10 protein-coding genes are annotated in these 13,898 nt (G+C 48.0%); all 10 read left to right on the top strand.

The genetic code is table 11. The features are described from left to right. Positions 1-15: 15 nt before the first annotated feature. The 10 genes from mraY to ftsZ all read left to right on the top strand — a co-directional run bounded on the left by mraY (position 16) and on the right by ftsZ (position 13,031). Positions 16-1,086, top strand: a complete 1,071-nt coding sequence (gene mraY / locus GQS64_RS08925) for a phospho-N-acetylmuramoyl-pentapeptide-transferase (RefSeq protein ID WP_077992771.1) — start codon at positions 16-18, stop codon at positions 1,084-1,086. Positions 1,087-1,090: 4 nt separating this feature from the next. After that, positions 1,091-2,482 (top strand): UDP-N-acetylmuramoyl-L-alanine--D-glutamate ligase, encoded by a 1,392-nt coding sequence (murD, locus tag GQS64_RS08920; protein ID WP_198231310.1) that lies wholly within the window; start codon positions 1,091-1,093, stop codon positions 2,480-2,482. Between the two features lie 180 nt (positions 2,483-2,662). After that, complete coding sequence (locus tag GQS64_RS08915; RefSeq protein ID WP_077992767.1) at positions 2,663-3,808, top strand: FtsW/RodA/SpoVE family cell cycle protein; 1,146 nt, start codon at positions 2,663-2,665, stop codon at positions 3,806-3,808. 1 nt (position 3,809) lies between these two features. After that, on the top strand, positions 3,810-4,934 hold the full coding sequence (gene murG / locus GQS64_RS08910; protein ID WP_198231309.1) for an undecaprenyldiphospho-muramoylpentapeptide beta-N-acetylglucosaminyltransferase: 1,125 nt from the start codon (positions 3,810-3,812) through the stop codon (positions 4,932-4,934). Beyond that, complete coding sequence (gene murC, locus GQS64_RS08905) at positions 4,931-6,340, top strand: UDP-N-acetylmuramate--L-alanine ligase (protein ID WP_077992764.1); 1,410 nt, start codon at positions 4,931-4,933, stop codon at positions 6,338-6,340. The genes murG and murC overlap by 4 nt, the downstream gene beginning before the upstream one ends. An 11-nt stretch (positions 6,341-6,351) precedes the next feature. Then, the gene (gene murB / locus GQS64_RS08900) at positions 6,352-7,314 is read left to right on the top strand and encodes a UDP-N-acetylmuramate dehydrogenase (protein ID WP_198231308.1); all 963 of its coding nucleotides are present in this window, start codon (positions 6,352-6,354) and stop codon (positions 7,312-7,314) included. Positions 7,315-8,069: 755 nt separating this feature from the next. Further along, a complete protein-coding gene (locus GQS64_RS08895) occupies positions 8,070-8,990 on the top strand; it encodes a D-alanine--D-alanine ligase (protein WP_198231307.1) in 921 nt (306 codons plus the stop codon). Further along, on the top strand, positions 8,978-9,886 hold the full coding sequence (locus GQS64_RS08890) for a cell division protein FtsQ/DivIB (protein WP_369805243.1): 909 nt from the start codon (positions 8,978-8,980) through the stop codon (positions 9,884-9,886). The genes GQS64_RS08895 and GQS64_RS08890 overlap by 13 nt, the downstream gene beginning before the upstream one ends. After that, positions 9,883-11,181: a cell division protein FtsA gene (gene ftsA, locus GQS64_RS08885; protein ID WP_077992755.1), complete on the top strand. Its 1,299-nt coding sequence runs from the start codon at positions 9,883-9,885 to the stop codon at positions 11,179-11,181. Before GQS64_RS08890 ends, ftsA begins: the two co-directional genes overlap by 4 nt. A gap of 71 nt (positions 11,182-11,252) precedes the next feature. After that, positions 11,253-13,031 (top strand): cell division protein FtsZ, encoded by a 1,779-nt coding sequence (ftsZ, locus tag GQS64_RS08880; RefSeq protein ID WP_077992753.1) that lies wholly within the window; start codon positions 11,253-11,255, stop codon positions 13,029-13,031. The last annotated feature ends 867 nt before the right edge of the window (positions 13,032-13,898 follow it).

Below are 13,898 nucleotides of genomic sequence, written 5' to 3'. Positions count from 1 at the left end.
AAAGGCTTTGCTTCCATGTTGATGTATTTTTCATCACTCACCGATATTTTGCCTGGTGTCGGGGTGTTCCGCTATATTACGTTCCGCACCGGTGCGGCATTGCTCACATCCGGACTTATCGTTTTTCTGTTCGGACCGAGCATTATTGCTTCGTTGAAAGTGCGTCAGGGCAAAGGCCAGCCAATCCGTGCCGATGGCCCGCAAACCCACTTCAAAAAAGCCGGTACGCCGACAATGGGCGGGTTGATGATTTTAAGCGGAACGGTCGTTTCTGCACTTTTATGGTGCAATCTTTCCAATATCTATTTCTGGGTTGTCCTTCTTGTGATGTTGGCCTTCGGTGCAATCGGCTTTTATGATGATTATCTCAAGGTCACCAAACAAAGCGAAAAAGGCTTTTCCGGCAAGGCACGTCTGACACTGGAATTTCTCATTGCCATTGTTGCCTCCGGCGTCATTATGCATACGGAATCAACAGGTCTCGCACTTCCCTTTGTGAAAGATTATTTGCTCAATCTTGGCTGGTTTTTTATCCCCTTTGCGGCATTTGTTATGGTGGGAGCCGGTAACGCGGTCAACTTCACCGATGGTCTTGACGGCCTCGCTATTGTTCCCGTCATGGTGGCTGCATCATCATTTGCCCTCATTGCCTATTTATCGGGTAATATCAATTTTGCCGATTACCTCCAGATTCACTATGTCGCAGGTTCAGGTGAACTGACAGTGCTTCTTGGCGCGGTTGTCGGAGCGGGACTAGGCTTTTTGTGGTTTAATGCGCCGCCGGCTGCAATTTTTATGGGTGACACCGGCTCGCTCGCACTTGGCGGCATGTTGGGTGCAGTTGCGGTTGCAACAAAACATGAAATTGTTCTTGCTGTTATCGGCGGACTATTCGTCATGGAGGCGCTTTCCGTCATTATTCAGGTTTTCTGGTTCAAATTGACAGGCAAACGCGTTTTCCTCATGGCACCAATTCATCATCATTTCGAGAAAAAAGGCTGGACAGAAAGTCAGGTTGTTATACGCTTCTGGATTATTTCTATTGTGCTTGCCCTGATCGGTCTTTCAACTCTCAAACTGAGATAAAAAAATGATTATAGTCAATTCTTTCAAGAATAAAAAAGTTGCACTCTTCGGCCTTGGCGGTTCGGGTGTTGCAACAGCAAAATCGCTTCTTGCCGGTGGTGCCGAGGTTCTCGCTTGGGATGACAACGCGGAAACTGTTGAAAAAACACGTGCCCACAATATTCCGGTGAGCGATCTTCATAACGTCGATTGGTCAAAAATCTCGGCTCTCGTTCTTGCCCCCGGTGTGCCGCTCACCAATCCGGAACCCCACTGGACAGTCAAACTGGCAAAAGCCGCCGGTGTCGAAATTATCGGTGACATCGAACTGTTCATTCGAGAGCGTAACAATTATCTCGAACAGCATAATCTTTCCGATGCGGATATGCCTTTCATCGCAATTACCGGCACCAATGGCAAATCCACCACCACCGCACTCATCAACCACCTATTGAACGAAAGCGGAAAATTGTCGGAAATGGGTGGCAATATCGGCACTGCTATTTTGTCACTCGAAGCGTTTGAAAAAAATCGCTTTTACGTCGTCGAGTGCTCGTCTTTCCAGATTGATCTTACTCCGTCAATCAACCCGACTGTCGGCATTCTTCTTAATATCTCGCCCGATCATATCGACCGGCACGGGACATTTGCCCATTATTGCGAAATCAAGAAACGGTTGGTAAGTGGCGCAAAAACTGCACTCGTTGCTGTTGATGATGAAAATTCGACAAAAATCTATGAAGAGCTTTCACATGACCATCATAATGTTTTGCCGGTATCAAAAGACAAGGTTTTAAAGAGCGGATATTATGCTGTCAAAGACGAGCTTTTCAGTGTGAAAAATGGCAAGCCGGAAGCACGTTTGTCGCTTTCGGGAATAGACTCGCTTCGTGGCAGTCATAATGCCCAGAATGCTTTGATGGCACTCGCCACCCTTGATATTCTGAAAATAAAACCGGTTGAATTGCAGCGGATTTTTGCTTCCTATGTCGGGCTGCCGCACCGTATGCAGCAGGTCAGAAAAATCGGCAATGCTCTTTATATAGACGATAGCAAGGCAACCAATGCCGAGGCTAGCGCACCGGCACTCGCCACTTTTGATCACATTTACTGGATTATCGGCGGGCTTGCAAAAGCCGGTGGTATTACCGCTTTGAAAGATTATTTCCCGAAAATCCGCAAAGCCTATCTCATCGGTGATGCTGCGGAAGATTTTGCCCGTACCATTAACGGCGCATTTCCGATTTCAATGTCGGGAACACTGGAAAAAGCGGTTCAGGAAGCCCATCAGGATGCGGGGTCGGACAAGGCTGAAGAAGTGGCTATTCTGCTTTCGCCTGCTTGTGCAAGCTATGACCAGTTCAAAAATTACGGCGCTCGCGGTGATGCCTTCAAGGCTTTTGTCAAAGCGTTGTAACCTCTTTATTTATTTCTCCGATATTTTATGGCTTCGGCTTGAGAAGGCCGAAGCCATTTTTTTGTCAATAATTGAAAAGTTGAGTTCGCGTTAACCAACCGGAATCTTTTTCGGCGTAATTTCCATGGGCGAATGAGCAAAAATTGTTCTTGAACAGATGATCGTAACGAAGGGGTTGAAATGGTTTCTCGTGCCGACCGTGGACCGATTGCCAATTGGTGGTGGACAATAGACCGGCCAATTCTGGCAGCCTGTCTCATGTTAATGGGGCTTGGCATTATGCTTTCCTTTGCTGCCAGCCCCACTGTCGCCAGCAAAATCGGTATTGCGGATAGTTTCTATTTTGTGCGTTGGCACATTATTTTCAGCTTTCCGGCACTTTTTACAATGATTTTTGTTTCCTTCTTTACCCCGCGCAATATTCGCCGGTTTTGTGCACTGCTATTGCTGGTAACGCTTGTTCTATTGGTCGCAACCTTATTGTTCGGAGCCGAAGTCAAAGGGTCAAGACGGTGGATTTCCGTGCTTGGCGTGTCCGTGCAGGCTTCCGAATTCATGAAACCGGCTTTCGTTGTTATGTCGGCATGGCTTTTTTCCGATCAGACCAGAAAAAACGGCATTCCGGGCTTTTTGCTTGCTATTATTCTATATGGAACATGTGCTTGCCTTCTGGTGCTTGAACCCGATATCGGGCAGACAATGCTTATCAGCGCCACCTGGGGCGGCTTGTTCTTCCTTGCCGGTGTACCGATTATTATTATCATTCTGTTCATCGGCCTTGCCATTGTTGGCGGTTTTGGTGCCTATCTTTTTGTTCACCACGTTCAGGAACGCGTCAACGGATTCCTGACCGGCGAAGGGGATACATTTCAGGTGGATGTCGGGCGTGAAGCCATTTTGCATGGCGGCTGGTTCGGGCAGGGGCCGGGCGAGGGAACAGTCAAACGGATTGTTCCCGACAGTCACACCGATTTCGTATTTTCGGTTGCAGCGGAAGAATATGGCATCGCTCTTTGCCTGCTGATTGTTGCACTTTTTGCCTTCATCGTTATCAGATCCATGAAAATAGCCATGAACGAACGGGATTCTTTTACCCGTTTTGCTATTGCCGGAATGGCTATTCTGTTCGGTTGCCAATCCATGATTAATATGGCAGTGAACCTGCACTTGATGCCGCCAAAAGGCATGACTTTGCCATTTATCTCTTATGGCGGTTCGTCTATGGTGGCGATTGCCATATCTATGGGAATCCTGTTGAGCTTGACGCGTCGTCGCCCTGAGGCAAGGCTTTCCGCGTCGTTACCGACTATTATGCCGGCGGTGTAAAATGACTGATAAAAAAACAATTGTTCTGGTTGCGGGTGGCACCGGTGGCCATCTTTTTCCTGCCGAAGCTTTAAGAGGCGAACTTGTCCGGCGGGGCTATGATGTCCATCTGATTACCGATGACAGGGCAAGACGCTTTGTGCGCACATTTGACGACGATCATGTGCATGTCATTCCCTCGGCAACTATAACCAGTAAAAATCCTTTTGCAGTGGCGAAAACGCTCTGGCAGCTCTTGAAAGGCGTTCGCGCGTCACGGCGATTATTCAAGAAATTGCGACCGGTTCTTGTCGCCGGATTTGGCGGCTATCCCACATTGCCGCCACTATACGCTGCAAAATCGATCGGTTTGCGTGCTTTTATCCACGAGCAAAATGCAGTGATGGGGCGGGCCAATAAAGCTTTGGCTGCACGGGTTGATGCCATTGCCGGCGGCTTTCTTGAAGATCAAGGACCGTATAAAGACAAAATTGTTGTAACCGGCAATCCTGTTCGCGATGCAGTGATTGAAGCCTCGGAACAGCCATATCACCCGTCTGATGGAGCTGATGCTTTCAATCTGCTGATCTTTGGTGGCAGTCAGGGCGCTTCTTTTTTCAATGAAATTGTACCGGCGGCGATAAAACTACTTGGCGATGATGTTAAAAAACGCCTCTCTATTGTCCAGCAGGTCAGGGGTGACGATGAAGAACTCATCGAAACCTATCGGAATCTCCAGGTCAAAGCCGAAGTCAAAGAATTTTTCGAAGATATGCCCAAGCGTATTGCCGATGCCCAATTTATTATTGCACGCTCCGGCGCTTCTACAGTGTCGGAAATTGCTGCAATAGGCAGACCTGCTTTGCTTGTTCCATACCCTTACGCGCTCGATCACGATCAGGCAGCCAATGCTGCGCAGTTAGCTGCAACCGGCGCCGTCAAAGTGATGCAGCAGAAAGAACTCGATAGTCACGAACTTGCAAAAATGATTGATGCGGTGGCCAAAAACAGTGCGCTGTTGGTTACACAGTCAAAAGCTGCCTACAATGCCGGTCATAGAGATGCGACGAAACGTCTTGCCGATCTGGCGGAAGCATTGGTCGCCGGCAAAACAGTAAAAGAATATAAAGAAGGAGAAACTTCATGAAAATGCCCTTGAGTATTGGCCTTATCCACTTTGTGGGAATTGGGGGTATAGGCATGAGCGGTATTGCCGAAGTGCTCCATAATCTGGGCTATAAAGTTCAAGGTTCCGATCAGGCGGACAATGCCAATGTCGAGCGTTTGCGCGCTCACGGAATAAAAATTCATGTCGGCCACAGTGCCGATAATCTGGGGCAGGCGGAAGTTGTCGTTGTTTCAACGGCTATTCATAAAAATAATCCGGAATATATTGCAGCCAAAGAACGTCATTTACCAATTGTAAGACGGGCTGAAATGCTTGCCGAATTGATGCGTTTCAAGCAAGCTGTCGCGATTGGCGGTACACACGGAAAAACCACAACCACTTCACTGATCGGCACGCTTTTGGAAGCCGGTAATCTTGACCCGACGGTTATTAATGGTGGTATTGTCAACGCTTATGGTACCAATGCCCGTATGGGTGAAGGCGACTGGATGGTGGTCGAAGCCGACGAAAGCGATGGTACATTTTTAAAACTGCCTGCCGATGTCGCGGTCGTTACCAATATTGATCCCGAACATCTCGATCATTACGGGACTTTCGAGGCCGAACGTGAGGCTTATTTGCAATTTGTCGAGAATGTTCCCTTTTACGGTTTCGGTGTCATGTGTCTCGATCATCCGGAAGTGCAAGCATTGGTGAGCCGCATTGATGACCGTCGCGTTATTACTTACGGCTCCAACCCGCAGGCAGATGTGCGTTTTCTGAACCACCATATGGAAGGCCCGAAATCGCATTTCGATGTTGTGATACGCTCGCGTAAAACCGGCGCGGTTATCGAGATGAAAAATCTGGTTTTGCCGATGCCCGGTCGTCATAATGTGCTGAATGCCACGGCAGCTATTGCTGTTGCACACGAACTTGGCGTTTCCGATGATGCGATTATCAAAGGCTTGGCGGGTTTTGGCGGTGTCAAACGCCGCTTTACCCATACCGGTAGCTGGAACGGCGTGGAAATTTTCGATGATTATGGACACCATCCGGTTGAAATCAAAGCTGTTCTGAAAGCTGCCCGTGAGAGTGTAAAAGGGCGTGTCATTGCTATTGCCCAGCCGCATCGCTATACGCGCCTTCATAACCTTTTTGACGAATTTGCCACCTGCTTCAATGATGCCGACACAATTCTCGTCGCTCCGGTTTATCCGGCCGGAGAAGACCCGATTGAAGGTGTCAACTCGAAAGCTCTGGTTGACCGGATCAAAACCGCTGGTCACCGTGATGCGCGCTATATTGCTGACCCGAAGGAAATCGCCCCGATTGTCAGAAAAATAGCAAAGCCCGGTGATTATGTTGTATTTTTAGGGGCTGGCAATATTACCCAATGGGCTTATGCTCTACCGAATGAATTGGCAGATCTCGATAAAAAATAAGTTTTGGTCAGATGATAGATGGCGAAGCACTTTTAAAGCGGTTGCAACCTTCTCTTGAAGGCATAAGAGGACGAATTCACCCGAATGTGGATATGAGTAAGGTCACGTGGTTTCGTGCCGGTGGCCTTGCCGAAGTCTTCTATCAACCGGCAGATGAAGCCGATCTTGCGGCTTTTTTAAAAAAATTGCCGCGTGATATACCGATAACAATTGTCGGTATCGGCTCCAATTTGCTGATACGTGATGGCGGGATTGGCGGTGTGACAATCCGCCTTTCGGCCAAAGGGTTCGGTGAAACCCAGCAAGTCTCGCAGACGCGTATTTTTGCCGGTGCTGCAACCACTGACAAAAGGCTTGCTTCTGTCGCGCTCGAAGCGGGTATTTCAGGTTTTCATTTTTATTGCGGAATACCGGGGGGGCTTGGTGGTGCACTGAAAATGAATGGCGGCGCCAATGGCGGCGAGACAGCGCAACATGTTGTTGAAGTCTATGCGCTTGATCGCGAGGGAAAACGCCATATCCTCAATCTTCCGGATATGCATTATTCCTATCGTCAGTCAAAGGTTGATGATGATTTGATTTTTGTCGGTGCTTTGCTTGAAGGGCAAAAAGGTAACAAGGAAGACATTAAAAAAGCCATGGACGAGGCCATTCGCCACCGCGAAGAAGTTCAGCCCATCCGCGAAAAAACCGGTGGCTCGACCTTCCGCAATCCGGAAGGCACATCGGCTTGGAAAGTCATTGATGAAGCCGGCTGCCGAGGTTTGACAATAGGTGGTGCCGAGATGAGCACCATGCATTGTAATTTCATGATTAATAAAGGCGATGCAACCGCCTATGATCTCGAACTTTTAGGCGAAACGGTGAGAAAACGTGTGTTTGAAAAAACCGGAATTGACCTTCATTGGGAAATCAAACGTATCGGCCAATTTATACCCGGTCGGGAAGTAGAACCCTTTGTTGCAAGCCGCTGATCCAATAAAAAAGCTCGATATAAAATGCGCGAGATAATTTAATCAGTAAAAAATGACCTGTCTTGGAAGGTTTGTAACAACAATACGAATTAAAAATATAGAAATACATTTTTCGTAAATTTATTAGAATGATAGAAGCACAAAAATAAAGACATAACCTAAAAATTTATAGTTAACCGGATAAGAAAAAATAAAAAAATAAAGAATTAAAAGGTTTAACAAAATTTGGCTATATATTCTTTTATAAAAAATTTTTTATAAAAACAATGAAGAAAATGTTATTCAAGTTTTAAATAATAAATATAATTTGAATTGATTGAAGTGGTAATGGTATTATAAAAAACCCGCGATTGATAAATTTTGAAATTTATCTTTATTATCGAAAACGGTGTTTTTGCCACTCTGTATTTTCCGGATAGAATTATCCATAGTAGAAAATTTTTCTAAAAATTAATGTGTTTTAATTTGAAATTTTCTTATTTTATGAATTGCCAAGCTTTGTTCCAATCGACAAACACAGACAACGAAAAAAAACTGAAAAAAATCTATGAGTCATTTCAAGGGGATGAACGGAATTTCGCCTTACGAATCAGCATCTTGGATATTGCGGGGCTTGTCAGGGAAGGGCGATTCTGATTCATTATGGTTAACGCTAGTCCATTGATTCGCAAGGATGATTCAGAATTCAAACGATCAATAGTATGGCTTTGATGTGGGTGAACTATATATAGTGGTTGCTGAGGGAGCTTTAGAACATGGCAAAAAAACATGTTGCCGTATTGATGGGTGGTTTTTCCTCCGAGCGCCCTATAAGCCTGTCGTCAGGTACGGCTTGCGCAGAAGCTTTGGAAAAAGTGGGCTTCAAAGTTACCAAGGTTGATGTCGGCCGTGATGTGGCTTCAAAGCTTGTCGAAATAAAACCGGATGTGGCATTTAACGCTTTGCATGGTATCTTCGGTGAAGATGGCCGTATTCAGGGGATATTGGAATTTTTAGAAATTCCCTACACGCATTCGGGTGTTTTGGCGTCTGCTCTTGCTATGGATAAGGGGCGGGCAAAAATTGTTGCATCTTCTAACGGTGTTGTTGTAGCTCCCTCGCGCGTGATGAACCGCTTCGAGATTGGTAAAAAACACCCGATCGAGCCGCCTTATGTGATAAAACCGGTTTATGAGGGGTCGAGTTTCGGTGTTGTTATTGTCAAGGCCGGGCAGAATACGCCACCGGCTGAAATAACCGGTCCGGCATGGCATTACGGGGATAATGTTATTGTTGAAAAATACGTTGCGGGGCGTGAACTGACATGTACCGTTCTGGGCGATAAGGCACTGGATGTTTGCGAGATTGTTCCGGATAAAGAATTTCAATTCTACGATTTTCAATCAAAATACAAACCGGGTGGGTCGAAACATGTTTGTCCTGCTCCGCTTTCACCAATTATTTACCAAAATGTGCAAAGGATGTCTGTAGCAGCACATCAGGCACTTGGGTGCAGGGGTGTTAGCCGTTCGGATTTTCGTTTTGACGAGGAGAAAGGTGAGTTGGTCTGGTTGGAGATTAATACGCAGCCTGGAATGACACCGACTTCTCTGGTTCCGGATATGGCAAAAGTATCGGGTCTATCATTTGAAGACCTTGTGAAGTGGATGGTGGAGGACGCGTCGTGTATGCGTTGAACAGTCAACACGGAGATAGTTTTTCGGCATCTGTTATGTCGAATCTGCCTCGCCTTTACAGGCGATTGCGGCGGACTGTCTCGCAACTTGTTTTGGCTGAAATAGAATTGCCACGCCATTTCGGTTCATTCGCAGTGGTGTTGTTTTTTGCAGCTTCGACTTTTTACGGTATTTCGGCAGGGGGCCATACCGACGAGGTTGTGAAAGCTACGACATCGACTTTCGGTTTTGCGGTCGAAGATGTAGAAATTGCCGGAAATGACCGTATGTCGGAGCTTGATGTTCTTTCGGCTCTGGGGCTTGACGGCGAAACTTCAATGATCGGTTTTGACGCGACAAAAGCACGTCAGGTTTTAAGCGAACTGCCATGGGTGCAATCGGTTGATGTACAAAAAATATATCCCGATCGCGTGCGTGTTTCACTTGTGGAACGGCAACCCTATGCTGTTTGGCAGCATGGCGACAATCTTGATATTATTGATAATGAAGGTCGGGTTATTGTACCGTTCAGACCGGGGCTGGTTGGTGATTTACCACTGGTTGTCGGTATCGGTGCTGATAAAAAAGCTTCCGACTTTGTGCATGAACTGGCAGCATTTCCCGAAATTCAGGAACATGTGCGTGCCTATGTGCGCGTTGGTGATCGACGTTGGGATGTGCTTCTCGATAATGGCGTGCGTATCAAACTGCCGGAAGCAAATGCCATGGCAAGGCTTGCCGATGCTGTCAAGGCAGACAAAGAGCAGGGGCTTTTTTCGCGCGATGTGTTGAGCGTCGATTTGCGGCTTCCTGACCGGATTACCGTGGCTGTGTCCGACGAAGCTTTGGAACGGCGCAATAACGTTGTCAAAGAAGAAGAGCGTCGCTTGAAGGCGCAGAAGGCGGGGCGCGCATGAATTTGCTCGGTTCAAGCCATAACGGATTGCGCAAGACGCGGCTGTTGACTGTTCTTGATATGGGGTCAAGCAAGGTTGTTTGTGTCATTGCACGGTTGCGCCCGCTCGATCATACGCAATATTTGCCCGGCCGTACGCATCATATCGAAATATTGGGATTTGGCGTACAACGTTCGCGCGGGATAAAATCCGGCGTGGTCATGGATATGGCAGCGGCAGAGCAATCGGTACGGTTGGCGGTTGATGCTGCTGAAAAAATGGCAGGGTTGATTGTCGATTCATTGATTGTCAATTTCTCGTCTGCCCGCTTGAGAAGCGTGGTTGTTCATGGCGAATATGATGTGAGCGGTCGTGAAGTTTCCATGCGCGATGTCCGCTCGGTGTTGGCAAGTGCTTCAAGAAAAGCTTTTGCCCTTGATCGTCATATTGTTCATTCGATCCCGCTCAATTATTCGCTCGATAGCGAAAAAGGCATTTCCGATCCGATCGGAATGACAGGTAATTTGCTTGGTGTCGATGTTCATGTTCTCACTGCTGAAACCGTACCTTTGCGGAATCTTGAAGCCTGCATCAATCGCGCTCACATCAGTGTAGAAGCCATGGTTGCTACACCGCTGGCAAGCGGTCTTGCAGTTCTCGTCGATGACGAAGCCCGTTTGGGAGCAGCTTGTATTGATATAGGCGGCGGCACAACAACATTTTCTGTTTTTTCGGATAACCGTTTTGTCCATGCCGACGCTATTCCGGTTGGTGGCAATCATGTAACGCTCGATATTGCCCGCGGTTTTTCAATGCCGCTCGAAGATGCCGAAAGACTTAAAGTCATGCACGGGTCAACACTGCCGGGCGGCGTTGACGACCGTCACATGATTAGCGTTGCTCCGATTGCCGACGAGCGCAGCGAAATGCAATATCCCCGCGCTGTATTGACCAGAATTATTCAGGCACGGGTTGAAGAAATTCTTGAAATGGTACGTGACCGTCTCAATCGTTCGGGCTTTGGTCATGTTATCGGAAAACGTATCGTGTTGACTGGCGGTGGAAGCCAGTTGACAGGTTTGCCGGAAACGGCGCGTAAAATATTGGGACGCAATGTGCGGGTCGGCCGCCCACTGGGAGTATCGGGGCTGCCGACTTTGGCTAAGGGATCTGCTTTCTCGGCGGTTGTCGGTTTGATGATCTATCCGCAGACAGCAAGTTTCGAGGAAAAAATCGTCCATACGATCGGTCAACTCAAGACTGGTACGGGGGGGCGCTTTCAACGCGTAGGCCAATGGCTGCGCGAGAGTTTTTGAGTTGTTGAGTTATGTTTTTAAAATTCTACCGCTAAGGGCTTTGCGGTGTACTTATTGAGAAGGAAAAGACAATGACAATCAATCTGCACGGGCCAGATATTACAGAATTGAAGCCACGCATCACTGTTTTCGGCGTGGGGGGCGGCGGCGGTAATGCCGTCAATAATATGATTAATGCCGGTTTACAGGGCGTTGATTTTGTCGTGGCAAATACCGACGCACAGGCACTTACAATGTCGAAAGCCGACCGTGTCATCCAGCTTGGTGCAGCCGTAACCGAAGGCCTCGGTGCCGGAGCACTTCCCGAAGTTGGTCAGGCTGCTGCCGAAGAATGTCTTGATGAAATCGTGGATCATCTCGGCAATTCCCACATGGTTTTCATTACCTGTGGTATGGGCGGTGGTACCGGTACGGGTGCCGCACCGGTGGTTGCCCGTGCTGCCAGAGAAAAAGGCATTTTGACAGTCGGTGTGGTGACCAAGCCCTTCCATTTTGAAGGTGCCCGTCGCATGAAAACCGCCGAGGCAGGCATCGAGGAATTGCAAAAATGTGTCGATACGCTGATTGTTATTCCCAACCAGAACCTGTTTCGCATTGCCAATGAACAGACAACTTTTGCCGACGCCTTCATGATGGCGGATCAGGTGCTTTATTCGGGTGTCGCTTCGATTACCGATTTGATGATTAAAGAAGGTCTCATTAATCTCGATTTTGCCGATGTGCGTTCGGTGATGCACGAGATGGGACGCGCAATGATGGGAACCGGTGAAGCTTCCGGTGAAAACCGCGCTCTTGCTGCGGCAGAGGCGGCAATTGCCAATCCGCTTCTCGACGAGACTTCGATGCGCGGTGCCCGCGGCTTGTTGATTTCGATTACAGGCGGTCGCGATCTCACATTGTTCGAGGTTGACGAAGCAGCAAACCGTATTCGCGAAGAAGTCGATGCCGATGCAAATGTTATTTTCGGTGCTATTGACGATGAATCGCTTGAAGGCGTAATCCGTGTTTCGGTTGTCGCAACCGGTATTGATCGTGCGAATGTAGAGGGCGCTGAAACAGATGGTCAGGGCAGCCAGATGCCTAATCCGGTTCGCAAACTCGAAAATTCGGCTGCACCGCAAAACGGGCCGAAAGCCCAACTTTCCGAGCCGAAAGCCCAGCCGATGGTCGAGGTTATGGAAGCTCTCGAATTGGAAATGAACAGACCGGTTGAAGAACCGTTCCGTCCACAAAGCGAGATCTTTAAAACGCCGATGTCGAATGGCGGCGTCATTCCGCAACGTGCCAACCCGCAAATCCAGGCTTCGTCAACGGTTCATGCACAGCCCCAGCAAATGCCGCAAACGCCGCGTATGCAGGCTCCCCGCATGGCTCAACAACAAACCAATGCTCCGGTGAATATGGAAGCAACGGCTCGTGTTCTCGACGAAATGACAGAACTACCGTCGATGCGTGAAAAACAGGCCGCACCGCAGCCTCGTCAGGCTCCGGTCAGAATGCCGGAATTGCGTGACTTCCCGACAGTTGCTCGTGAAAAGGCCAATGCTGCAGCACACCGTCAACCCGCACAGCAAGGCCCGCGCAGCCTTTGGCAAAAATTGACACAGAGCCTTATCCATCGCGATGAAGAACCGACGGCGCGCCTCGAACCGGCACGCAAGCAAACGCGCGAACCGGTTATGCCCGCACCGGAAAACCGCCGTCAACTTTCTTCGGATGCTGCAGTTTATGCTCCACGTCACCAGCAGCCTGCCGAACCGCAAATGCGGCCGCAGCAACAGCAACGGCAGCCTGTCAACGAAGAAGAACAGTTGGAAATTCCGGCTTTTCTGCGTCGTCAGGCAAACTGAATATAAACGGTAATAACAAATCGGCTCATGAAATATTGAGCCGGTATAATAAAAAGCCCCAATTACCTTCTCAAAACTACCGCTGTTCTCATAAAACAGCGTTTTTTTTTGTTTTGACGGTTCACCGTTAATGTAAGAGAGCCGGAAAACGCGCCCTTTTCACATCTCTGATAGAAATCTATTTGAAGCTGTTTCTCTATAAACCCGTTTCGCTTTTTATGAGCAATTCTTCGTGGGGTGTCGCCAAGTCGGATTTGTTTGAAAACGGGAATTGGTTGAAACTGGCTTTTAATAGCCTGCTATATTTCCGATTGTTCAATTTTTTGGGCAACGCGACTTGATTCCGCGGGCGTAAAAGGCACCGCTGTGGTTCAAGCTTTATCATTCGCCCGTTAAGCTCCGTGGAGGGGCTGTGGTTCTGTTTTTTAGGTTAGAACACCGTTTATTGCATTCAAATAGTCTGGAACGGGGGGTGGTTATCAACAAGAGTCGGACGAAACGGGTTTTCTGAGGAAAACAATAGAACAACCGTTTTTTGAAAAAGCGCAGAAACACGAATTATCTAACATAAACCGATAACGTAGAAAACCGGTTGAATAAGCCGCAGAAAGCCGGTTGAGAAACGGGCTGAGAAACGGATTGAGAAACGGGCTGAGAAACCGGTGACGTATAAAGGGGGCGAAACCGGATAAGAAATGCGGATTGCTCCACGAAAATGCTGCATTACAGATAAAAGCTTGAGGCAATGTGATTGAATAGTGTTTTGAAATAATCAGGGAATGATAAAACTGCCCGGCGGTTCCGATAATCGGTTTCTTTTTCCGACAACGATAGCCGCAATTTTCCGGACAATCATTTTCAAGAGAA

The sequence above is a fragment of the Bartonella sp. P0282 genome, assembly GCF_048452985.1.
Classification (GTDB): domain Bacteria; phylum Pseudomonadota; class Alphaproteobacteria; order Rhizobiales; family Rhizobiaceae; genus Bartonella; species Bartonella choladocola.
The sequence above is the reverse complement of the archived record's forward strand: the minus strand, read 5'-3'. Positions and strand labels throughout refer to the sequence as shown.